This is a genomic window from Photobacterium ganghwense, assembly GCF_017329545.1.
Classification (GTDB): Bacteria; Pseudomonadota; Gammaproteobacteria; order Enterobacterales; family Vibrionaceae; genus Photobacterium; species Photobacterium ganghwense.
This window is the reverse complement of record NZ_CP071326.1, coordinates 1,253,790-1,274,637: the sequence shown is the minus strand read 5'-3', so window position 1 is coordinate 1,274,637 and position 20,848 is coordinate 1,253,790. Positions and strand designations below refer to the sequence as shown.

20 protein-coding genes are annotated in these 20,848 nt (G+C 48.5%); 12 read left to right on the top strand and 8 right to left on the bottom strand.

The features are described 5' to 3' along the window. Positions 1-27 precede the first annotated feature (27 nt). The 5 genes from FH974_RS21960 to FH974_RS21940 form a co-directional block, all read right to left on the bottom strand. The gene (locus tag FH974_RS21960) at positions 28-1,743 is read right to left on the bottom strand and encodes an ATP-binding protein (protein WP_047885938.1); all 1,716 of its coding nucleotides are present in this window, start codon (positions 1,741-1,743) and stop codon (positions 28-30) included. Between the two features lie 2 nt (positions 1,744-1,745). Continuing rightward, positions 1,746-2,285, bottom strand: coding sequence for a heme NO-binding domain-containing protein (locus FH974_RS21955; protein ID WP_047886349.1), 540 nt, complete (start codon positions 2,283-2,285; stop codon positions 1,746-1,748). A gap of 167 nt (positions 2,286-2,452) precedes the next feature. Further along, a complete protein-coding gene (locus tag FH974_RS21950) occupies positions 2,453-2,947 on the bottom strand; it encodes a hypothetical protein (protein WP_047885937.1) in 495 nt (164 codons plus the stop codon). Between the two features lie 90 nt (positions 2,948-3,037). After that, positions 3,038-3,766 carry a nitroreductase family protein gene (locus FH974_RS21945; RefSeq protein WP_047885936.1) on the bottom strand — a complete coding sequence of 243 codons (729 nt, stop codon included), beginning with the start codon at positions 3,764-3,766 and terminating at the stop codon, positions 3,038-3,040. Positions 3,767-3,943: 177 nt separating this feature from the next. Continuing rightward, a complete protein-coding gene (locus tag FH974_RS21940) occupies positions 3,944-4,792 on the bottom strand; it encodes a lipase family protein (protein WP_047885935.1) in 849 nt (282 codons plus the stop codon). 253 nt (positions 4,793-5,045) lie between these two features. On the opposite strand from FH974_RS21940, the gene FH974_RS21935 reads away from it, so the two are divergent. The 4 genes from FH974_RS21935 to FH974_RS21920 all read left to right on the top strand — a co-directional run bounded on the left by FH974_RS21935 (position 5,046) and on the right by FH974_RS21920 (position 8,958). Further along, positions 5,046-5,723 (top strand): hypothetical protein, encoded by a 678-nt coding sequence (locus tag FH974_RS21935; RefSeq protein ID WP_207103771.1) that lies wholly within the window; start codon positions 5,046-5,048, stop codon positions 5,721-5,723. Between the two features lie 250 nt (positions 5,724-5,973). Beyond that, a complete protein-coding gene (locus tag FH974_RS21930) occupies positions 5,974-6,459 on the top strand; it encodes an acyl-CoA thioesterase (protein WP_047885933.1) in 486 nt (161 codons plus the stop codon). Positions 6,460-6,675: 216 nt separating this feature from the next. Beyond that, a complete protein-coding gene (locus tag FH974_RS21925; RefSeq protein WP_047885932.1) occupies positions 6,676-7,800 on the top strand; it encodes an acyl-CoA desaturase in 1,125 nt (374 codons plus the stop codon). Positions 7,801-8,055: 255 nt separating this feature from the next. After that, positions 8,056-8,958, top strand: coding sequence for a L,D-transpeptidase family protein (locus FH974_RS21920; protein ID WP_047886348.1), 903 nt, complete (start codon positions 8,056-8,058; stop codon positions 8,956-8,958). A 282-nt stretch (positions 8,959-9,240) separates the two neighbouring features. Here FH974_RS21920 and FH974_RS21915 read toward each other — a convergent pair whose 3' ends face one another. Together FH974_RS21915 and FH974_RS21910 are read right to left on the bottom strand one after the other, a co-directional pair. Further along, a complete protein-coding gene (locus FH974_RS21915; RefSeq protein WP_047885931.1) occupies positions 9,241-9,867 on the bottom strand; it encodes a hypothetical protein in 627 nt (208 codons plus the stop codon). Between the two features lie 453 nt (positions 9,868-10,320). Then, positions 10,321-10,698 (bottom strand): hypothetical protein, encoded by a 378-nt coding sequence (locus FH974_RS21910; RefSeq protein ID WP_242551908.1) that lies wholly within the window; start codon positions 10,696-10,698, stop codon positions 10,321-10,323. A 730-nt stretch (positions 10,699-11,428) separates the two neighbouring features. Here FH974_RS21910 and FH974_RS21905 point away from each other — a divergent pair. The 8 genes from FH974_RS21905 to FH974_RS21870 all read left to right on the top strand — a co-directional run bounded on the left by FH974_RS21905 (position 11,429) and on the right by FH974_RS21870 (position 19,824). Then, positions 11,429-12,190 (top strand): DUF3450 domain-containing protein, encoded by a 762-nt coding sequence (locus FH974_RS21905; RefSeq protein ID WP_047885929.1) that lies wholly within the window; start codon positions 11,429-11,431, stop codon positions 12,188-12,190. A 1-nt stretch (position 12,191) separates the two neighbouring features. Further along, positions 12,192-13,526, top strand: a complete 1,335-nt coding sequence (locus FH974_RS21900) for a MotA/TolQ/ExbB proton channel family protein (RefSeq protein ID WP_047885928.1) — start codon at positions 12,192-12,194, stop codon at positions 13,524-13,526. Next, positions 13,526-14,086, top strand: coding sequence for a MotA/TolQ/ExbB proton channel family protein (locus FH974_RS21895; RefSeq protein ID WP_047885927.1), 561 nt, complete (start codon positions 13,526-13,528; stop codon positions 14,084-14,086). The genes FH974_RS21900 and FH974_RS21895 overlap by 1 nt, the downstream gene beginning before the upstream one ends. Beyond that, on the top strand, positions 14,086-14,490 hold the full coding sequence (locus FH974_RS21890) for an ExbD/TolR family protein (RefSeq protein ID WP_047885926.1): 405 nt from the start codon (positions 14,086-14,088) through the stop codon (positions 14,488-14,490). Before FH974_RS21895 ends, FH974_RS21890 begins: the two co-directional genes overlap by 1 nt. Further along, entirely contained in the window at positions 14,490-15,110 is a 621-nt protein-coding gene (locus FH974_RS21885) for an energy transducer TonB (RefSeq protein WP_047885925.1), read from the top strand. The genes FH974_RS21890 and FH974_RS21885 overlap by 1 nt, the downstream gene beginning before the upstream one ends. Then, positions 15,107-16,279 carry a tetratricopeptide repeat protein gene (locus tag FH974_RS21880; protein ID WP_107193880.1) on the top strand — a complete coding sequence of 391 codons (1,173 nt, stop codon included), beginning with the start codon at positions 15,107-15,109 and terminating at the stop codon, positions 16,277-16,279. The genes FH974_RS21885 and FH974_RS21880 overlap by 4 nt, the downstream gene beginning before the upstream one ends. 367 nt (positions 16,280-16,646) lie before the next feature. Then, positions 16,647-18,674: an elongation factor G gene (gene fusA / locus FH974_RS21875; protein ID WP_047885923.1), complete on the top strand. Its 2,028-nt coding sequence runs from the start codon at positions 16,647-16,649 to the stop codon at positions 18,672-18,674. Positions 18,675-18,936: 262 nt separating this feature from the next. Further along, positions 18,937-19,824, top strand: a complete 888-nt coding sequence (locus FH974_RS21870; RefSeq protein WP_047885922.1) for a DMT family transporter — start codon at positions 18,937-18,939, stop codon at positions 19,822-19,824. A 122-nt stretch (positions 19,825-19,946) separates the two neighbouring features. Here FH974_RS21870 and FH974_RS21865 read toward each other — a convergent pair whose 3' ends face one another. Continuing rightward, positions 19,947-20,837: a LysR substrate-binding domain-containing protein gene (locus tag FH974_RS21865; protein WP_169776040.1), complete on the bottom strand. Its 891-nt coding sequence runs from the start codon at positions 20,835-20,837 to the stop codon at positions 19,947-19,949. Positions 20,838-20,848: the final 11 nt, after the last annotated feature.

Genomic DNA, 20,848 nt, shown 5'->3' with positions numbered 1-20,848 from the left:
ACGATAGCTAATCACATGGGGCGCACATCAGGCGCCCCATTTTTCCAGCATTTCTCTGAGTTCTGAAGCCTGATAGGGCTTGCACAGAATATCGTCCATGCCACAGGCAAAACAGTCTTCTCGTTCCGCTGTGGTTGTGCCGGCGGTCAACGCGACAATCGGTTTTCGGTAACCGGATTTTCGTAGTTTTTCTGTTGTGGTGTATCCATCCATGATGGGCATTCGGCAATCCATCAGAATGATGTCAAATTCAGAGTTCTTCAGTATGTCCAGCGCTTGCTGACCATTCTCAGCAATGACTGGCTGAATGCCAAATTTACTCATCATGAGTGTAATAATCATTTGGTTGGTTTTCAGATCTTCGACAACCAGTACCCGAAGCGCATCAATTGGCCCTGGCAAATCCGGAGAAATTAGATTGGTGGTATTATCGGCATGATGTGGTTCCAGGGGGAGGGCAACTGTGAATGTGGCTCCGGCGTTCTCCTGACTGTTCACCCCAATAGCGCCGTTCATCTGTTCCGTGAGTTTTTTGCAGATTGCCAGCCCCAGTCCTGTCCCTTCATGATTTCGCTGACTTGAATTATCGACCTGAGTAAACGGCTCAAACAAATCCTGCTGGCTGGCCACAGGAATGCCGCAACCGGTATCTGTTACTGAGAATGACAAGGCGTTATCTCGCCAGCATAGCTCAGCGTTGACAGCTCCTTTCTGGGTAAACTTAATCGCGTTGCCGATAAGATTGACGTAAATCTGCTTAATCCTGTCTTCGTCCCCGATCAGCCATCGGGGGGTGTCTGGTTGACAGTGTATGTTCAGGGCCAGTTGTTTTTCATTGGCTCGGTGCTGAAAAATATCGTTTAACACCGTTGCCAGATTGTGACTATCAAATGGCTTGTTGGCGAGTTCCAGCATACCGGCGTTGATCTTACTGTAATCCAGCAGGTCATTGATGATGGCTCGTAACAGCTCCCCGGAATGGTTCAGTGTACTGAGCAAACGGTGCTGGTGCTGATCGAGCGAGGTGTCGGCAAGCAATTCAGCAGAGCCGAGCAGGCCATTGAGCGGCGTTCGCAGTTCATGGTTGATCATGGCAAGAAAATCTCGGGTGGATTTCTCGGATGCTTCTGCCTGTTGTCTGGCACGTATGGCTTCCTCCAGCTTGAGTTGACGGTCAATCGATGAACGAAGCATCTCCCCAAAAAGGTGCATATGTTGCTGAATGGTTTGAGACCATTCCGGCAGGGTATTGATGCGGGTGACAAAAAAACCGTCGACCGCGTGGTTAGACAAGGACAACCATAACGTGCCGTCTTTGGCATCCCAGTAATCGCCATTCAGGTGCAGGGTGTCAGGGCTGGTCCATTTCTGTTGTCGTCCGGAGGTATAACTGACATTGAGTCCCTTATCCAACTCACAGCGGAGGTATAACCCGCAGGCGCGAATAGTATGATTATCGACTAACGCATCAGCCAGCGCCTGAAACAGGGCTTCATTCGGGGGATGCTTGAGAAACTTGCGGCCAAATTCCAGCAGCTGCTTTTCAATCCGCATTTGATAAGCCAGGAGTTCCGAATCACTTTCCGCCCGGGCTTCGAGTTTGTCCAGACTCTTTTGAACGAGTAAATTGGCGTTAAACAGCTCCCGACTTTTTGCTTCCAGTAACTTCTCGGCGGTTCGTCTGGCTTCACGCTCTCGCTCCACTTTCTTTTCAAGGAGGGCAATGTGTTGGTGCAAATCCATAGTCACTCCGTGAGCCGCTCCACTTTGAAACGGACATGATCCTGCTGCCCTGATACCGGCATCATCTCGATAGCGATGCGGTCACCAAAATGAACGGCACAGCCTTTAATCAGCCCGAGACAGACGTGGCCCATGCAACGCGCTGACTTGTAGTCCATGATGAGGGTCGATTCTGTCTGAGACAGAAAATCAAACTTTGGCGGATTAGCATCAGGATAGAGTTTTTTGACTTCGGTGTGGATGTGGGCCTCAACCCGGTTGATGAAACTGAGGGTGTGGTATTGTTCGGCGGGCATTTCTGGCAGATTACTGAGCAGGCGAGGAAAAACGGCTTCGCCAAACCGCTCCTGTAATGAAGCTACTGAGTGTCCGGTGATGGCACTCAGGCTGCTTATTAGCCTGACCAGTTCCCGGTGGTCATAACTACCGACACTGGTATAACTTCCCTGATCGCCGGCATCGTCCAGCATTTGCTGACAGACCTGAAGGCCAAACTGATGCTCAACAATATCCAGAAATTCAGTAAAAATGATTCCTTTCATTTTACCCCTGACAGACATAATACTCCTGTCTGAAGTATGGGAAAGGAACGAGCGATGGTCAAAAATTTCTAAGTGATTACAAACCTTTGTCGCATCGCGTTGATGATGAAGACTTACCCGAATGGGGTAGATTTATGCAATGAAAATGTGAAAGAAAGCGGTTGGGATTATTGCATCTCGAACAGTGGGGAGTCAGCCTCGGCTCTGGCGATCAAAGCGTCACGCATTTCCTGGCATAAAGCGTCCTGCGCCGGAACCGGCAACGCTGCAATGTCGCTGACCAGGGTACCGAGTTCAGGATCGTGGTACAACATTCCGCATGCAGCGGGCTTACCTTTAAAAAATCCGACAAATAACTGGGCGGGAGAGTCCGGTTCAAACATGATTTGCGTAAGATATTCCACAACGGCGCTATGTTCATCCTGATCATCCCATTGGCTGGCGTATACGACGGCATAGCGGATGGTGAGAGGGTGGCAGTCAACAGGATAGATTGACAGGGCAGACGGTTCGTAACTGGCATGTGAAGCGGAAGTTGCGGTCAAACTGGTTTGCTTTGCCTGATACAACGCGAGACCCTGTTCACTTTCCGGCGTGGGAAATTCGGCTTCGGTGATGTGGCTGTCCATCCAGTGATTTTTCTTTGCGATGAGTGCTTCCATCAGTATTTCTGCCCCTGTGTTTTTACTTATTTCCCCACACCTTACCGTAATTAATCCGGTTAAGGTATGGGAATGGGGTTAATTGCTCAATTAATGACTAAAAATGACGTCATTGTTGTTTACCCGGTGTCTTTCACTATAAATCCCATCTTCAGCACGCTTGCCACAGCTGACGATCATGGTGATTTCTGCTTGTTTTGGCAGCCCTAACAGCGCTTTTATGCGCTTAGAATCAAACCCTTCCATCGGACAGGTGTCATAACCTTCTGCACGCATGGCTGTCATAAAAGTCATCGCTGCCAGCGAAGTGCTCTTGTGCAGGCAAACCCGTAAATCCGCTTTACTGACCTCTCTTACCATCGGTTTTCTCAAGCCCATGTAACAGCTCAGAACTTTTCGACCCAGTCCGAACAGCCCGAATCGATCATTGTTGTACAGAAACGGGATGAGTTTCTCATAGTAGCGTAGTGCGCGTTTTGCCGTTTCATCTTCACGGTCGGAGAAGGCTTCCCGGATAGTAGCCGCGTTTATTTCCGCTTGCTGCTTCCATTTGTAAGGGGTGACCACAAAGAGGACCAACTCGTTGGCTGTTTTCGCAGCATTCTGCCCCATACAATAATGCGCCAGTTTTGCCTTTTTATCCGCATTAATGACTCTGTGGAATTCCCATAACTGCATATTGGAACTGTTAGGTGACAGTGTAGCAAGCTCCAACGATCGCGTGACCACATCATGGTCAAATTCTGCGGCCTCATCGTATTTACGAACTGAGCGGCGGGAGCGGATGATATCGGCAAAAGTGTGGTGTTCAGCAGACATAGCAAGGTTAAGAGCCGTGAAATTAAGGGGGAGGCACTATACCGTTTTTGTCTGATGACGGATACCTGGCGGCAAACCCGAAACGGTGTGAAAACTCAAAAATAAGCGTTGCTACCAATGACTTTCTTACTTGGTGAAAGGTATCGGGGGGGGAAATCAAACTGCTAGCCCCGGAGTTTAATGTTTATCAAAAAAGTCTTTGTTTCTGATGTATTTGTTCATGTAGTGGTAGGTGATGGGGCGCAAAATCCAGCTGACCAAAGAGCGGTATAATCGTTGATACGTCGGCGTATCCTCATAAATTTTGCCATTATGAAGCCACAGTAATTTACCAACATGCCAGAACATCAGTGGCACGGGTGGCAGAAAGGTAACAACGTCTAAATCGCAGCAAATACGGTATGTTCTCTGCTCCAGCGGGTAGTGCTTTCTGAAATTCCAGAAGCCAGCAGCGGGTTGACCAAATGTCACAATGCGCTTAATGGCGTGCGGGTAACGCTGATACAGGCGGTGCGCAACCAGAATGGCCATCGCGCCACCGGAAGAATGTCCGGTAAATGCCACTCGTTTTCCCTGTGCCAGCAGAGGTTCAAGCACAGACTCAATCTGCTCATAAATGGTTTTGCTGGCAAAATCGCGTTGCCTTTCCTGAGATTGCTGGAATTCCACATTCATACTGTCAGTGACAAACGGGTCAGCAGCAGCTGGCGGTAGCTGACTTTTTTGCTCCAGCAATTTGTAGTAGCCCCAGTGAACATGGCAGCGTTTCTGCCCATAGGGTAATTGCTTGGGTAAAAATGCCAGGTTAACTAGCCAGTCCCAGATACTTTGAGAACCTTTAAAGACCACCACAATCTCCGGGTGTTCCCCCCAAAGCACTCGAATGATTGTACGCCCCCAGCGGTCAGTGATTTCATGGCGTCCTTCCGGGGAAAAACCGTATTGCGTGTGATTAAAGGTGGTGGGGTAGGCAAGCTGACACAAGATGGCGTAACGCTCATATTGATAACGTTTAAGAGGTTTCATTCATTTCCTGATGTGGGTGCAGAACTTGCTATGTAACAGACTCCTCCCAACTTAAAGGTGATTTATCTCAAACAGATGACACCCACTTTGAATCTGTTTGAGGTGACATAAAAAATGTCATGCTATGCGGTTAACCTGAACATACATCGAATTGGGTTCAAATTTTATGAAAGATAATGCGTAAAGCTTGAATGATTTGATATAAGAATAGATGTGTTTGGGCTTATTCTTTTTGGCAATTGTTAGGAAATGCATGGCAGGTAACATGATGGAATATGATTTTAAGTCTCACCCGTTCGTAAAACTCACACAGGCAGCGCAACCGGAAGAACTCTTCAGACAGTTTCAGGGGATGATGGTGGCTGGTAAGGCTATGGAAGCTGCGGCGGTGTCGAATGCCCGTCAGATGATGGACCAGAGCTATCAGCAGACACTCAAAATTCTTGAAGAAATGGATCGAAAATTTTATCAGCAGAAGGAAGAACAGCCATCGTTGCATTTTCCTTTTGATGTGTTGGATCAGATGACTCGTCAGGCGCATGAGCAGTGGAATCGCGTCACCGGTGTTTCTGGTCAGGAGCAGAAGCAAGCAGAGGAAGCGTTAAAAGCGCAGCTCGCTGAAATGGAAAAGCTGCTGTCTGAGCGTGATGACACGTTGGAAATCGCCTTGGCCGATATTGATAAGGCGGTTAAAGCTAAAGCAACGGCACAACGCAATGCGCGTAAAGTCAAAACGGAACGTGAAGAGTTTGAAGCGCAATGTAAAACTCTGTATGAGGATATTAAAACCAAGGATGCGAGCCTAGCAGAAGTCCAACAAGAGAATAACCAGCTTAAAACCAAACAGGTTGATTTGGAAAAACGCCTGGAAGTCTTAAACGCCGAACTGGCAACACTGAAGGTGAAACAGGCACAAAACGCAGGTGCCTGATTTCAAGTAAGTCTCTATAGCCAAAATAAAAAAGCGCCCACTGCGGCGCTTTTTTTCGTTTTGGCTAATAAGTCAGGGCAAAGCATGGCTTGAACGATGATGCTCAGTTAGCCATGAGAAAGCAGACAGAAAAATGTGATGCCGTCAGCATCCTTATTTGTCTCGTTCACTATTAATAGGAATATTCAGAGTGTTTTGTTATCACTGTTGTTAACACAATCGAAGCCGTTGCAAAAAGGAGTAGTGGTCAATGAGCAAGCAACAACGGGAAGTGACATTACGTTTTCTGGCCGAGCCGGGAGATGTCAATTTTGGCGGTAAAGTGCACGGTGGTGCCGTGATGAAATGGATCGACCTTGCGGCTTACGCCTGTTCCGCCGGGTGGAGTGGCAAATACTGTATTACAGCTTACGCAGGCGGTATCCGTTTCGTTAAGCCGATCCATGTCGGGAACCTGGTAGAAGTAACGGCAAGAGTCATTTATACCGGGAAAACCTCAATGCATATCGCGATTGATGTGCAGGCATGTGATCCGAAAGAACTGGAAAATCAGCTGACTACGCACTGTATTATGGTCATGGTGGCTGTGGATGAAGCGGGTCAGCCGACGGAAGTTCCTGAGTGGCAGCCGGAAAACGCGGAAGATAAAGCCCTGCGGGAATCGGCCATTAAACTGATGAACATGCGAAAAGAGATCGGCGAAGAAATGGAAGCTCACGTTAAGTTTATCAAGTAAGCCCTTGCCTCGAAGATAAGAGCAAGCAACGCAGTTCAGGGAGTGAAGCTCTGCTAGCGTTGCGATGAAGCTGTTGTTGAGCACAGATTCTTAGTTAGTCCGTCAGATCAGGAATGGGATGTCATTGTGCAACTTTAACTAAAGCATATTGACGGTTAATCGGTATGCAGTTAGTCTTGGCGTACACTTGTACGCTCAACGACTATAGGTTTCAGGATGACATCCTCAAAGCCGCCACTGATTTGGCTGAATATTTTTATCTTTACATCAACCTTGCTGATCGCTGTGATTGGCGCCCCGTTATATGCTTACTTCGTCGGTTTCGACTGGACGCAATGGGCCATGTTATTGGCGGCTTTTTCTTATTGCGGCATGTCTATCACGGCGGGTTACCATCGCTTGTGGTCGCACAAAGCTTATGAAGCCAACGCAGTGATGCGCTTCATTTTTGCCGTTGGTGGTGCCTTTGCATTGCAAAACAGCATCCTTCACTGGTCTTCAGATCACCGAATTCACCATCGTCATGTCGATAACAACGAGAAAGATCCGTACTCTGCCAAAATGGGCTTTTTCTACAGCCATATTGGCTGGATGTTGCGTGAATACCAGGCGAACCGCTACTCCGATTACAGCAACTGCCGTGATCTGCAGAAAGATAAAATCGTTATGTGGCAACACAAGTACTACGTGCCTCTGGCTGTCGCGACGAACTTTGGTATTCCTCTGCTGTTTGGTTTATGGCATGGCGATATCTGGGGGGCTTTGTTACTGGTGGGTATAGTCCGACTTGTGCTGAGTCATCATACCACTTTCTTCATTAACTCCCTGGCGCATATCTGGGGAAGTCAGCCGTATACCGATAAAAATACTGCCCGAGACAACGGTTTTCTGGCGTTGCTGACGTTTGGCGAGGGCTATCACAACTACCATCATATTTTTGAATACGATTACCGTAATGGCATTCGTTGGTGGCAGTTCGATCCGACGAAGTGGCTGATCAAATCCTGTGCTTGGATGGGAATGGCAAAGAACCTCAAAGTTTGTCCGGAAGATCGAATTGAAAAGGCCAAAGCCACCATGCAGTTACAGCGCCTGCAGCAGAAATTGGAAGCGGTGCCGAATAGTCACGCCTGCCTTGAGATGCTGAATCAGGAATATGAAATTCTGTTACATAAAATTGCTGACTACTACGGTGCCAAGAAGCGTATGCTGGAACTGAAGAAAAATGATTTACTGAAACAGTATGAGAGCTTTGAATTTCTTCAACAATACCGTGAAATGAAGTATCGTCTGGAAATGCAAAGAAAAGTCTGGAAGCAGTTGACGGCTCAGTATGCCTGATAGGGCATGAACGAGCGGCCTGACGGTCTTACAGATGAGACAGAAACAACCAAAGCGGGGCATTTAGCCCCGCTTTGTTATGCATACTGTTAATACTGCGATGGCAAAAGCTTGACGGAATGATGACGTACTTCCGCGGAGAAATCCGATACAATCGGCGATATTGCTGTCTCGATTCAGAGAAAAGCACACAAGAGCAACAGCGCAATGCGCTCATTTGCCATAATTGAGGGGATAAAAGATGGAGGCACTGTTTTGAGACGAATTTTACTCTTAATGTTTGCTTGTTTCATGTCAATGTCGGCGCAGGCGGTAGAGTATGATCGGCCGGATTCCAGCACTAAGCTGATTGGTACGATGGAGTACTACCAGGTTAACAAAGGTGACAGCCTTCTGGATATCGCCAACCGTTATGATGTTGGTTTGCTGCTGCTGATGGCGTCAAATCCAGGGGTGGATCCGTTTCTGCCGACTCCGGGATCTCTGCTGAAGATTCCGATGCAACTGATTCTGCCGGATGTAAAACGTGAAGGGATTGTCATCAACCTGGCTGAGCTGCGTTTGTACTACTTCCCATCGAACAGCGACAAGATGTACGTGTTCCCGATTGGGATTGGTCGTGTTGGACGTGAAACGCCTAAGATGACCACTTCGATCAGTCAGATGATCAAGAACCCGACGTGGACGCCGACGGCAAATATTCGTCGTGAATATCGTGAAAAGCACAATGTGATCTTGCCTGCAGTAGTCCCTGCTGGTCCGGAAAACCCTCTGGGTGATTACGCGATGCGTCTTTCCCATGGTTCTGGTCAGTACCTTATCCATGGTACCAATAAAGATTTCGGTATCGGTATGCGTGTAAGTTCAGGTTGTATTCGCATGAACCCTTGGGATGTAGAGTGGCTTTTCCACCAAGTGTCACGAGGTACTAAAGTGCGTATTATCAACCAGCCTGTTAAACAGGCGATAGAAGCAGATGGTTCAGTATACGTTGAAGTTCACGAACCGCTGTCACGCGATGAAGATCAGATGGGCGAGCATAAACGTGTTTCTGCCCCAGATCAGCTGTTGGCGGAAGTTGCTGGTGATGTTCGAGCTCGTCAGTTACTGGATGAAGCCCTGATGAACCAGGTTGGCCTACCGGTGCAGCTTCGCTGATTAACTCGTTTTCATGGCGCTATTGTTTCATAACGGTTCTGTTTATGGCGTATTTTTTCATGATGCTAACTGTGATTTTATACGTTGACCGACACATTTATCGTGTGGTGTTCCCTCATGGTTTTTTGGCTGTTGGGAACATTGGTGAGCCTTATGAACAGGGCACAGTAAAACGCCATTATTACCGCTTGAACACGAAAAGCTTTGAATGAAAAACGGCAACCTTCGGGTTGCCGTTTTGTTTTGGGTTAGCTGATGCTAACCCGAAGTCAGCTCATTCGATCAGTTGGTGACCGTCGAAGGAATGCGGCTGTCGGTTAACCCTGTCAGAGGAGAGATGACGAAGGACATTGTGCGTAAATTCGGGTTGTGTTTGTCAAATAGCGATTTGTCCCGTTGGCTGGCATCACTGTGTGTGACAACGCCGTATCCGCTTGGGAAAAGTGTGTTCCACAAGGTACTTTTGGCGACCAGGCTAGAAGTGAGGAACTGGCCAATATAGGTGACCTGAGCCGGTCGGACGGTAAACGCGATATTCAGGTTATCTTTCGTTTTTGATTCAACACTCTGAATCCCGTTACTTCCCCTGAAGCTGATACTGTATAGCTCATACTGCCCAGGCGGCAGCGCAATAGTGAACAGCTGACCTTTTTGCAGGCCGTTATTGTAATCAAAGTCGGATTTAGAACTGGTGACCGTGATTGGATCTGCACTGCCTTGCTGTCTGAGATACAGCGTTGTGACAAGTCCTTCCCCCGTTGATGGCCATTCTGTGGTCACCCCCAAACTACCGGTAACATATCCGTTGTTCGATTCAGACTGAGCCAGTCTGTCTGGGACGGAAATGTTGATGCCGTTACTGCACCCGGATAGCAAAACTAATAAGAACAGAGAAATAAAAAGTTTCATATTGCATCCTAGCAAACGGTTAACGCTTCGTTTTAAAGCTGATACCACAAGTTTCCAATGTCACAACCAATGAAAACACTAATTTAACAAGTGCCAATGGTTGAATATAGACAACTCTGACCTCTTAAAATAGCGAGCCGCCAAAAAAAATCTACTGCTTTTCTCAATTTCACGAGGAAAAGTAGACGGATCACAAATTCAGTGCAGCAAGACACGATGATCAGTTGATTTTGACTGATCGCTGATCGCTGATCGCTGATCGCTGATTGGTGATTGGTGATTGGTGATTGGTGATTGGTGATTTTATATGCAGCTAGTTGGTATTAAAGGGAAAGATTATTTTAGCCGGGGAGATCTTGCTAGCGCAGATGATAGAGACGCAGAAAATATTACTCAAATCGAAAGACAGAGAGAAAACGAAAAGCCCCTGTAAAATACAGAGGCTTGAAGGCATTATTTTCGTTTTATTTTATCAACGTCAATGACGTTTTTAAATTTTTCAGCCTTACTCAGTACGTAATCAACATCCGGCGGGAAATCCTTGTTAGACTTCGCGTGTTTCATCATATCGAACACAGTAAACTCGGTCAGGACTGCAAACTGATATTCAGAAAACTCGCCCTCTGACTGCAGAGTAGGGTCGTAGTACTTGTCGCCTTTACGAATAATCGCGTGGTCAATCACGGTCTCTTCACAGCGGTAACCCAGGACATAGCGATCGCCTTTCCCGTAGATCACATTCATGTAGCTGTTGTAAAAGCATTCACCTGCGGTGGTGGTGCAAGACTCCAGTAAGTCAGCATCCATGGCCGAAACAGTTACAATACGCATCTTGTCTGCTTTAAAATTCAGCGCAGCAAGTTGATGACGTACGTCATCAAGGTTTACTTCATTCACTTCAAAGTACCGGAAAGTTCATTTTGAGCGCGGCATTATACATGAGGGATCAGAAAAAACGCACACTTTATGCGTTTATCGACAGGATGTTATTGCGAAGTCGTTTGAAGGTCAACGCTGTGACATGACTGGTGTCCTTGAGCTTTTAAATTAGGTCTTATTCAAAGAAAGATATAGAGGGGATAAGTGGCATTGGTGACATTGTCACTTAGTTATTGGAAATAGAGACAGGCATACATACACGTTGGCTGAGGTGTGTAGACGTAATCATGTAAAATAGACGGCGCGTATCGGGCTAGAAGTCTGGGGTGAAGTCTGGGTGTGTAGATATAGTTATATACACACGTCGTGTTGGTACCACACTGCGACAACTTATGAACAGGGTGATGCTCATGCTTGTTATTAGATCGCGTACAGACTCGCGACTGTTATCGCATTTATCAGGGGATTGCATGCAAACCGTACAACAGGGCAGGTAAACACATGATTCAGATCGTAGTCAGAGGTGCTATTACGGTTTTTTGTATGAAAATGGTTTAAATGAGATTCGTTTACAATTAGAATCTATAACCATTACCAGCTATGACGATAGCGGTTTATGTTTGTTTTTATATCTTCATTGATTGAAGCCTTTTATTTTTCTTAACCGACTGATTTATTAACAATGAAAGTAGCAAAAACCAGCCTGGCACTGTTGATGCTGGGCATGATTAGCGGAGCCAACGCCAGTACGCTGGGTGACGCACGTTCCATCGAGAACTCCATGAACGCCGCCTCGGCTAACAGCCAGAAGAAAATCGATCGCAGTGCTGACTCTGTGCTCAGCATGAAAGCGGAAATGGAACAGCTGAAGGAAGAAGTGAACAACCTCGGCATTTACCGCGATCACCTTTCAAACCTGGTGGCCAGTCAGCAGCAGGAAGCTGAAAGCCTTCAGCATCAGATCGAGGGAATCAAAGATACTCGTCAGGGGGTTGTGCCTCTGATGTACCGTATGCTTGCTGGCCTGAAGACAACAGTGGAAAACGATAAACCGATTCGCCATGAACAGCGCCTGGATCGTATCAGCAAGCTGGAAGACATGATGGCAATGGCGGATGTCAGCGACGCGGAGAAATTCCGCCGTATTCTGGAAGCCTACCAGATTGAAATGGATTACGGCACCAAGATGGGGATCTATCAGGGCCAACTGGCGCTGGATAACACGAAGATTGAAGCGGATATGCTGTACCTGGGACGCATTTCGCTGGTTGCCCGCAGCCTTGATGGCAAGCGTTTCTGGGCCTGGAATGATAAAACGTCCGGCTGGCAATCGCTGGAAAACGGCTATGCCAAAGACATCAATAAAGCATTTGCGATTGCTTCCAAGCAAGCTGCGCCAAGCCTGATCACCCTGCCGGTTTCCGTTAACGTGGAGAATAACTAAGATGAAATTCAAAGCGTTAGCAACTGCGCTGTGCCTTGTTTCCATGCCAATGCTGGTGTCAGCCCAAACTTCGCTGGCCGATCAAACACGTCAGGAACAACGTGTTCAGAAAGCGCATGACGCCGATCGTGAGCAGGATTTTCGTCTGACTGAGCAGGAAATTCGTGCTCAGTACAATGCGTTGGTCAAGCAGCGGGATCAGCTACAAGCCGAAACCGATGAGCTGAGCGCCACATTCAGTAAAAATGAAAACGACCTGGCCCGCCTGGAAGAACAGCTGCGTTTGGAAACCGGTAGTCTTGGTGAACTGTTTGGGGTTGTTCGTCAGGCCGCCAAAGAGCTGGATAACGAATTGGCTTATTCCGTGACCGGGGTCGACCGCAAAACATTCCGTCCGGTGGTCGACTCAATTGTTGAAGCCAAAGCGCTGCCTTCATTAAAGCAGCTGACTGCGCTGTGGCAGGGAATGGAAGACCAAATTTCGGCCAGCCGAGAAATGCGTCTGGTGCAGGTGCCTTTTATTAACGGCGAAGGGCAGACCAATAATGTGGATGCTTACCGACTGGGCAGCATCGGCCTGGTGGCTGAATACGGGTACATCAATTGGGACGGCAAGCGTGCTGTAGCGAAACCTTATCTGAAGCAGCCTGAAAATGGCCCGGTACTTAACACCCTTACGGGGTTGACGGAAACTGGGATGCAGGCAGCCGTGGTGGATCCATCACGCGGTATCATGTTGGAACAACTGGCAAACTCTCCAGAGTTGTCTGACCGTCTCGAGCACGGCGGCATCGTCGGAAAAATTATTCTTGGTTTGCTGGCGATTGGTCTGGGAATTTCTTTGTTCCGCGGTATCAAGCTGACCCTGGTGCGCCAGCAAATCAACAAGCAGCTGAAGTCGCCGACTCAACCGGGCGATAACCCACTGGGACGCGTGCTGTCAGTTTATAACAAAGAACAGAAGCGCAGCGTGGAAGCACTGGAACTGCGCTTACTGGAAACCATTGTCGATGAACAGCAGGGATTGGAAAAAGGCCTGTCGATGCTGAAACTGCTGGCGGCCTTGGCGCCAATGCTGGGTCTGTTGGGTACTGTAACGGGTATGATTGAAACCTTCCAGGTTATTACTCAGTTCGGCAATGGTGACCCAACCATTATGGCTGGTGGTATTTCTACTGCATTGGTTACGACGGTTCTTGGTCTGGTTTCAGCCATGCCGTTGTTGCTTGCTCATAATATCCTGAGTTCACAGGCAGAAAATATTCGCACCATTCTAGAGAAACAGGGAATAAGCCTGGTCGCAGAACAGGCTGAAAAAGCAGGAACTGCCGCATAATGGAAAACAGTCTTTACGACATCCCATTGATCCACAACTCAGCACTGGAAAGCTGGTGGTACTCACTGGAGCAGTTTATGAATCAGGGAGGCCAGATCCTATGGTGGCTGGCCGCCGTGGTAATGCTGTGCTGGGTACTGGTTGTTGAGCGGGTTGTGTATCTGTCTGTGACATATCCGAAGCAGAAGCAGCAATGGCTGACGTTGTGGCAGGCCAGAGATGATCAAACGTCCTGGTATGCCCACGCGGTTCGTAGTGGCTGGCTGAATCAGGCTCATCTGGCGCTGAATCAGAATCTGAACCTGATCAAAGTGCTGGTTGCAATATGCCCGATGCTGGGACTGCTTGGCACAGTCACCGGGATGATTTCTGTGTTTGATGTCATGGCCACGCAGGGCAGTAGCCAGCCTCGTCTGATGGCGTCTGGGATTTCCCTTGCGACCTTACCGACAATGGCCGGTATGGTTGCAGCGCTGTCTGGTATGTTTGTCCATTCCCGTCTGGCTAAAGCCTGTCATTTACGGGAAATGAAACTTGAAAAATTATTAAGGAGCCAGTGATGAGACTTAATCGTCCGTCTTCTGCCCGTGAAGATGCCCAGGTTGATCTGACCTCAATGCTGGATATCGTCTTTATTATGTTGATCTTCTTCATCGTCACCAGTTCATTTGTCCGTGAGTCCGGTGTTGAAGTGAATCGTCCGCAGGCCAGTAATGTTGTCAGCCAAAAAGACGCCGGGATTTTTGTGGCCATCACGTCAGCTAACGATGTCTATATTGATAAGCGTGTTGTGGATGTGGAGCGTGTGCAGGCGACGTTGGAACACTTGTTGCTAGATCAACCGGATGCCTCCCTGGTTATTCAGGCTGATGAACATGCTTACAACGGTACCGTGGTCAAAGTTATGGATGCGGCCAAAGGGGCCGGAGTGAAGAATATTGCTTTGGCCGCGGAGAAACGCTGATGTTTCGATTGTTAATCGCTCTGCCCGTGGCTTTTTCTGTCGCCTTGGGACTGTTTACTTTCATGGCATGGATGGTGGATAACGGCCATCCTCGAGCCCAGGAGGAAAAACAGGTTCTGGCGTTTGACATGGTTATGGTTGAGCAGGAACGGGACGTATCCCGCCGTCAGCGCGCGGTACCTGAACCGCCGGAGACACCGGAGCCGCCGCCACAGGTAATGCCGAAAACATCGCAGTCAGTGACAACCAATACGGTTACTCCGACCATGCCGAGCCTGAGTCTGGATACCGCAATTTCCGGGCTGGCGATTAATGTCCCGACGTTTTCTGATTTTGGGACAAGCGTTAATCAGCAGGCGATGCCGCTTTATAAACAGGATCCGGTTTATCCCCCTAAAGCGCAGCAGAGGGGCATTGAAGGTTATGTGGTGTTTTCGTTTACCGTGGATGCACAAGGACGCCCGACGGATATTCAGATAACCGATGCGAATCCTAAACGTATCTTTGATCGGGAAGCGATGCGGGCGCTGAAAAAATGGAAGTATCAGCCTAAAGTAGTGGATGGCCGAGCTGTGCCTTACGTCCAGACCGCGAAAATTGTGTTCAAGATGGAGAAATGATGAAGAAGTTCACTCTGGTTGCTTTGCTGGCAATACCACTCAGTGTTGCTTCTGTTCATGCCGCAGATTTGTCGCAGGGTATCGCGAACAAGGTGCAGCGGGCGAATACGTTGCAGCAGAATGAAAAGCTGGGCGAAGCCATTAATCTGCTGAAGGGGCTGAACCCTTCAAGGGAGTACGACAAAGCTTACGTACAACGTATGCTGGGGGTGTTCTATTGGCAGAGCGGTAACAAAAATCAAGCCATTACTAACTTGCAGAATGCGGTTGAGTCGGGTTTGCTGCAAGACGAGCAAGCCTGGGTAACTCGCCGAATGTTGGCTGACATTCTGCTGTCCAGCGAGAAATTCCGGCAGGCTTTGCCGCACTATTACACGCTTTCAAAATCGGTTCCGGAAAATCAGAACGCTGCCGAACTGTGGCTGCGTATTGCGCAAAGCCATTATCAACTGGAACAATGGAATGACGTGTTGAAGGCTGTTGCCAAACGCGATCGTTTTTTAAAGAAAACGGATAAGCATTCACTAAACATGAAGCTGGGAGCACAACTGCAGCTTCAACAGTGGAAAGGGGCGGTACCCACTCTGGAAGCATTGATTGCGCTGGAACCGAACCATGTGGCCTGGTGGCAGCAACTGACCGGTATTCAACTCCGACTCGGTCGTTCGCATGATGCCCTCAATACCATGGCGCTGGCGAAAAGGCAGGGGGTCGCACTAACGCAGCGGGATCTGCGAAGTCTTGCGCAATTATATGCCCAGAGAGGCATTCCTGAGCGAGCGGCACAGCAAATTGCTGAACTGGAAGGAGCCGAGTCCGACAGTGAATTGCTGGCGATTCAGGCCCAGTACTGGCAGATGGCAAGAGAGTGGGAGCAGGCGGTGAAAGTCTGGGAACTGGCAGCCAACCGCGACAATAAATACCGTTGGCAATTAGCTCAGCTATTGCTTCAGGAAGGGCATTACCGGCAGGCATTGACTCAGTTGCAAAAAGTGACGGATAAACGCCGTGCGGCAGATGTTGAACTGGCCAAAGTAAGGGCGTACTACAAGTTGACCGACTTTGATAAAGCGATTATCCACGCCAAGCGTGCCGATAATATTCAGTCGACTTCGACGTCACAAAGCTGGATTCGTTATTTGAATCAAATGCGTAAGATGGATTCCTGAACCATCCCTTTTTATTAAAGGCTGCAAACGACAAGGTATACGATTATCGTGTTAGACCTTTGTCACATTTGCAGCCTTTTCTTTCTCTGCCACGTTGCCCATTCTTCTGGTCATGAATTGCTTCACAGTATTGTGTCTGTCTGAAAGGCAAGCTGATGAAGTCTGTCAACTTTCCTATCCTTAATGCATAGCTCCTGACTTAGAGTTACTGACTCAGAGCTACTGACATCTTGTTCCTGACGACGGGCAACCAATAGGGTACGCGTATGAATGTTCCCATCCGGAAAATGACCTGGAAGACGATGAGGCGGAAATCCCGCCTACCTCAGCCTGTCTTTTCGTTTTCTGCGTGTAATGGGAGCAAGGTATGTCTGTTAATGAAATCCGCAATATCGTCTTTGTCGGCCAGAGTGGCGTAGGGAAAACGTCGCTTATTGAGCGGTTGCTGTTTGACGCTCAGGCAACAACTCACCTCGGGACAGTAAAAGGGGGGGATACCGTCACCGATTTTGATGATCAATCCATCCACTATCAACACAGTATCGAAGCTACTCCGGTTGCCTTGAGCTGGCAATCTCACCGGATGAACATTCTCGATACGCCGGGACTGCCTGAGTTGATTGGCAGAGCACTCAGTGTATTTCCGGCGGTAGAATCCTCAGTGTTGGTCATTGATGCTAACACGCCTTTGAATCAGGTCTCTGACAGACTCTATCAGTTTGCCCGCGATCAGCAGAAATGCCAGATGGTTGTCATCAACAAGATTGACCTCAATCCTTCTAAGTTAAGCGCATGCCTGACACAGATTCAGGCGCAGTTTGGTGCGGAGTGTTTGCCATTGAATCTGCCATCAGAAGATGCCAGCCAGGTGATTGATTGTTTCTTTACACCGGAGGAATCTGCTTCGACCTTGTTCAGCTCTGTCAGTGAAGCCCATGAACAGCTAATCGATCAAATCATCGAAGTGGATGAAGATCTGATGGCGTTGTATCTGGAACAGGGCTCGGAACTCAGCCCGGTTCAACTGCATGCGCCTTTTGAGGAGGCACTTCGTACCGGGCATGTTATTCCTGTTTGTTTTGTTTCTGCTGAAACCGGTGCTGGCTGTGACCTGCTGTTGCAGACACTGGCTGAAATCATGCCTATGCCGGAAGAAGGCAACCCGCCAATGCTTGAGAAGAAGGGTAAGCAGGTTCCCGTCAACAGTGAGCAACTGGATCATGCTGTCGGGCATGTGTTTAAGATCAGCGTGGATCCATATCTCGGTAAACTGGCTTACATCCGGTTGTTTCAGGGGGCAATAAACGCTGGTTCTCAGCTGTACATCGGAGAAAACAATAAAGCGTTTAAAGTCGGTCATCTCTACCAGCTTCAGGGCAAAAAGCGCAATGAAATCAGCGCTGCACGGTGTGGTGATATCTGCGTGCTGGCAAAGGTTGATGAGCTTCAGTTTGACTCGGTGATCCATGATTCACATGATGAAGACGGCATCACCATGCGTACGCTGGATTTTCCTGAACCTATGTATGGTTTGTCGATCAGTCCGATCAAGCGGGGCGATGAACAAAAGCTGTCTGAGATCCTGAATAAGATCGTGGCGGAAGATCCGTCTTTGCGGCTTGAACATCGGGCGCGGACAAATGAAACCGTACTCAGCGGACAGGGAGAGTTCCACCTCAAGATTGCGCTCGAAAAAATGTCATCACTCTATAAGCTCGATGTGGAAGCCACCGTGCCCAGCATCGAGTATTTTGAAACGATCACGCAGCCTGCAGAAGGCCATTACCGGCATAAAAAGCAGAGTGGCGGTGCGGGACAGTTTGGTGAAGTCCAGCTGCGGGTCAGGCCGCTTGAACGCGGTGAGGGATTTGTTTTTGTCAACAAGGTGGTTGGCGGAGCCATTCCGACGTCACTGATCCCTGCGGTTGAAAAAGGGATTCGGCAGGCGTTGGCTGAAGGCGCTATCTCTGGTAATCCGATTCGCGATATCGAAGTGACAGTGTATGACGGTAAGTATCACTCGGTGGATTCGAAAGAAATTGCTTTTGTGATTGCCGGTAAGAAAGCGTTTTTAGACGCGGTGCGTAACGCCAACCCGATTGTGCTGGAGCCGATTGTAGAGATGGCACTGACTATTCCAACCGAAGCCGTCGGGGATATCACCGGGGATTTAGCGGCCAATCGCGGAATGATATTAGGCACCAATGCAGAAGACAGCCATTTCACTCATATTCAGGCCCGCATGCCGCAAAAAGAGTTGATTGAATATGCCCAGCGACTGAAAGCCATGACCGGCGGAGAGGGCAGTTTCAGTATGTCGATGAGCCATTATGAGCCTGCACCGGCTCAGGTTCAGATGGAAGTGTGTAAGGCGGCTACTGCCTCAGACTACTGACAGGTGAAAGTGACTGATACAAGCTAGCTGCCAGATTATGGGAACTCGGTGGTGTCGTCTGAATAACACGCCCAGAATACCATCACACGTACAGGCAGAAAAACTATCCCCCTGAGCTGCCGCTTCTGGCGGCTCTTGGGGACACTCCGCTAATTTCCGTCTATACCCTCAGGTAATTAATCAGTTAGTACTTCATTCCTTGTAGTAAATGACGTTACAATATCGGTACAAAATTATCATACAAATAACATAACAGGTTGCTATGTCGTCATCACGTCGTGCTGATTTAATCTTGGTCGCCACCACCATGCTCGCGGCATCGGGCTGGATTTTTTCCAAAGAGACTATTCAGGGCTTGCCACCATTTGGGTTTATCGGATTCCGCTTCGTGCTGGCTTCAATCTGTTTGCTGCCATTTTGTCTGCGTGCTTTTCGACAGGTACATCGCTCTGATATTTTCAAGGCAATGGGGGTCGGGGTGTTATTGGGTATCTCCCTGATGTGTTGGGTTTATGCGATCTCTCACTCTCAGACGTTAGGTGAGGGAGCGTTTATCATGAGCTTGTCCATGCTGTTTGTGCCAATTGTCGCGTGGGGAGTCTTCAAGTTAAAGCCGTCGCGGAATTTCTGGTTTTCATTGCCCGTTGCGGTGGGGGGGTTATTGCTCCTGGCGCTTGGCGGCGGGCAGGCGTGGCAATTGTCTGTCAGTCAGCTTTGGTTTCTGATTGCAGCTTTGACGCTCGCAGTGCACTTTAACTTCAATAGCAAATATGCCAGCCGTATTCCAACTCTGCTGCTGACCTGCTTGCAGCTATTTGTGACGGGATGCATGGCACTGAGTGTTGCCATTTTCACTGAAACCTGGCCCGAAAGTGTACCAGGTTCAATCTGGGGATGGTTTGCACTGAGTACGTTAGTCGCAACCAGCCTGCGATATGTGATGCAAACGACAGGTCAGAAATATGCCAACCCAACCAATGCTGCCATCATCATGATTCTGGAACCGGTCTGGACGGTGATTCTCAGTGTGATTTGGTATGGAGAGCAAATGCCACCGCATAAGGTGATGGGCTGTATGATGATTCTCCTGTCTCTGCTCATGTTCCGGGGTGGCCATTTGATCTTCAGGCGTTTCAGAGCCCGGGCGTAACCAGTTGTTTTCGCGTTTTGTGATTCAGGAAAAACATCTGATACCACATTGATCTTATTGATAAAAAAGCGACACCCATTAATGGGTGTCGCTTTTTTAATATCTAATTCTTTCCATCGTGATTACACGGTAATAGCTACGGTATGGCTGGTTTTAATGGAAGCCAGTATCGCGATGATGGCCTGTATCATGGGCAGGTTTTCCAGCTCTTTAGAGTAAATCAAATAGGACTTTGACAAGGTATCCAAGTCATTCAGATGAACCAGTGAAATGTTGGGATGAGGCTGAAACTCATGTTGTCCCACATAGCTGATGCCGATGCCATAAATACTGGCTTCCCGAACGCCTTCTCGGCTATTGACCTCCAAAATGCATTTCGGACTGATACGTTGTACCTGCAGCGCATCTTCAATGATTTTTCGGGTGGTCGAGCCAACTTCACGGTGTACCAGAGGCACATCTTCCAGCGCCGCTATGGGAATCGCACGACGGCGTGACAGTGGGTGGGAATTGGGAACCGCTAACACAACCGGTTGCTGGGTTATCTCAAGGGACACCAGGTCCGGATTCGGTTCGCGGTAGGCGAGCATGCCCATATCCAGTTCGCCGTTGAGCACACCGTTTTTGATATGTTCTGAGCCCCCGGTATGTATCGTGATATCGATGCCGGGGTAGTGGGTGTTGAATGCATCAACCAAAGGCATCACTGCGCCGGGACTGACCGCACCCAGATGGAGCTTGCCCGAACGTAGTGCGCCGTTTGACTGGAGTAGCTGTTTGGCACGTTGCTCGAGTGAAAACATGATCAGTGTTTGCTGGTACAGCTGCTGACCGGTTTCCGTCAGTCGATTATTGTTTCTTTGTCGGTAAAACAATCTTACGTTGTACTGTGATTCCAGCTCCCGAATTTGAGCCGTAATTGTCGGTTGCGTAATGTTGAGTTCATCTGCGGCTTTTGAAAAGCTGCCAAATTTAGCAACCATATGAAAAGAACGTAACTGAGTATGTCGCACTGGCATCATCC

Bases quoted from the DNA above. Each gene is read 5' to 3' on its own strand.
- fusA (WP_047885923.1), top strand. From the start codon at position 16,647: ATGTCTGTTAATGAAATCCGCAATATCGTCTTTGTCGGCCAGAGTGGC.
- FH974_RS21905 (WP_047885929.1), top strand. From the start codon at position 11,429: ATGAAAGTAGCAAAAACCAGCCTGGCACTGTTGATGCTGGGCATGATT.
- FH974_RS21895 (WP_047885927.1), top strand. From the start codon at position 13,526: ATGGAAAACAGTCTTTACGACATCCCATTGATCCACAACTCAGCACTG.
- FH974_RS21935 (WP_207103771.1), top strand. From the start codon at position 5,046: ATGGCAGGTAACATGATGGAATATGATTTTAAGTCTCACCCGTTCGTA.
- FH974_RS21940 (WP_047885935.1), bottom strand. From the start codon at position 4,792: ATGAAACCTCTTAAACGTTATCAATATGAGCGTTACGCCATCTTGTGT.
- FH974_RS21945 (WP_047885936.1), bottom strand. From the start codon at position 3,766: ATGTCTGCTGAACACCACACTTTTGCCGATATCATCCGCTCCCGCCGC.
- FH974_RS21925 (WP_047885932.1), top strand. From the start codon at position 6,676: ATGACATCCTCAAAGCCGCCACTGATTTGGCTGAATATTTTTATCTTT.
- FH974_RS21870 (WP_047885922.1), top strand. From the start codon at position 18,937: ATGTCGTCATCACGTCGTGCTGATTTAATCTTGGTCGCCACCACCATG.
- FH974_RS21930 (WP_047885933.1), top strand. From the start codon at position 5,974: ATGAGCAAGCAACAACGGGAAGTGACATTACGTTTTCTGGCCGAGCCG.
- FH974_RS21955 (WP_047886349.1), bottom strand. From the start codon at position 2,285: ATGAAAGGAATCATTTTTACTGAATTTCTGGATATTGTTGAGCATCAG.
- FH974_RS21910 (WP_242551908.1), bottom strand. From the start codon at position 10,698: ATGCGTATTGTAACTGTTTCGGCCATGGATGCTGACTTACTGGAGTCT.
- FH974_RS21890 (WP_047885926.1), top strand. From the start codon at position 14,086: ATGAGACTTAATCGTCCGTCTTCTGCCCGTGAAGATGCCCAGGTTGAT.
- FH974_RS21900 (WP_047885928.1), top strand. From the start codon at position 12,192: ATGAAATTCAAAGCGTTAGCAACTGCGCTGTGCCTTGTTTCCATGCCA.
- FH974_RS21915 (WP_047885931.1), bottom strand. From the start codon at position 9,867: ATGAAACTTTTTATTTCTCTGTTCTTATTAGTTTTGCTATCCGGGTGC.
- FH974_RS21885 (WP_047885925.1), top strand. From the start codon at position 14,490: ATGTTTCGATTGTTAATCGCTCTGCCCGTGGCTTTTTCTGTCGCCTTG.
- FH974_RS21960 (WP_047885938.1), bottom strand. From the start codon at position 1,743: ATGGATTTGCACCAACACATTGCCCTCCTTGAAAAGAAAGTGGAGCGA.
- FH974_RS21880 (WP_107193880.1), top strand. From the start codon at position 15,107: ATGATGAAGAAGTTCACTCTGGTTGCTTTGCTGGCAATACCACTCAGT.
- FH974_RS21950 (WP_047885937.1), bottom strand. From the start codon at position 2,947: ATGGAAGCACTCATCGCAAAGAAAAATCACTGGATGGACAGCCACATC.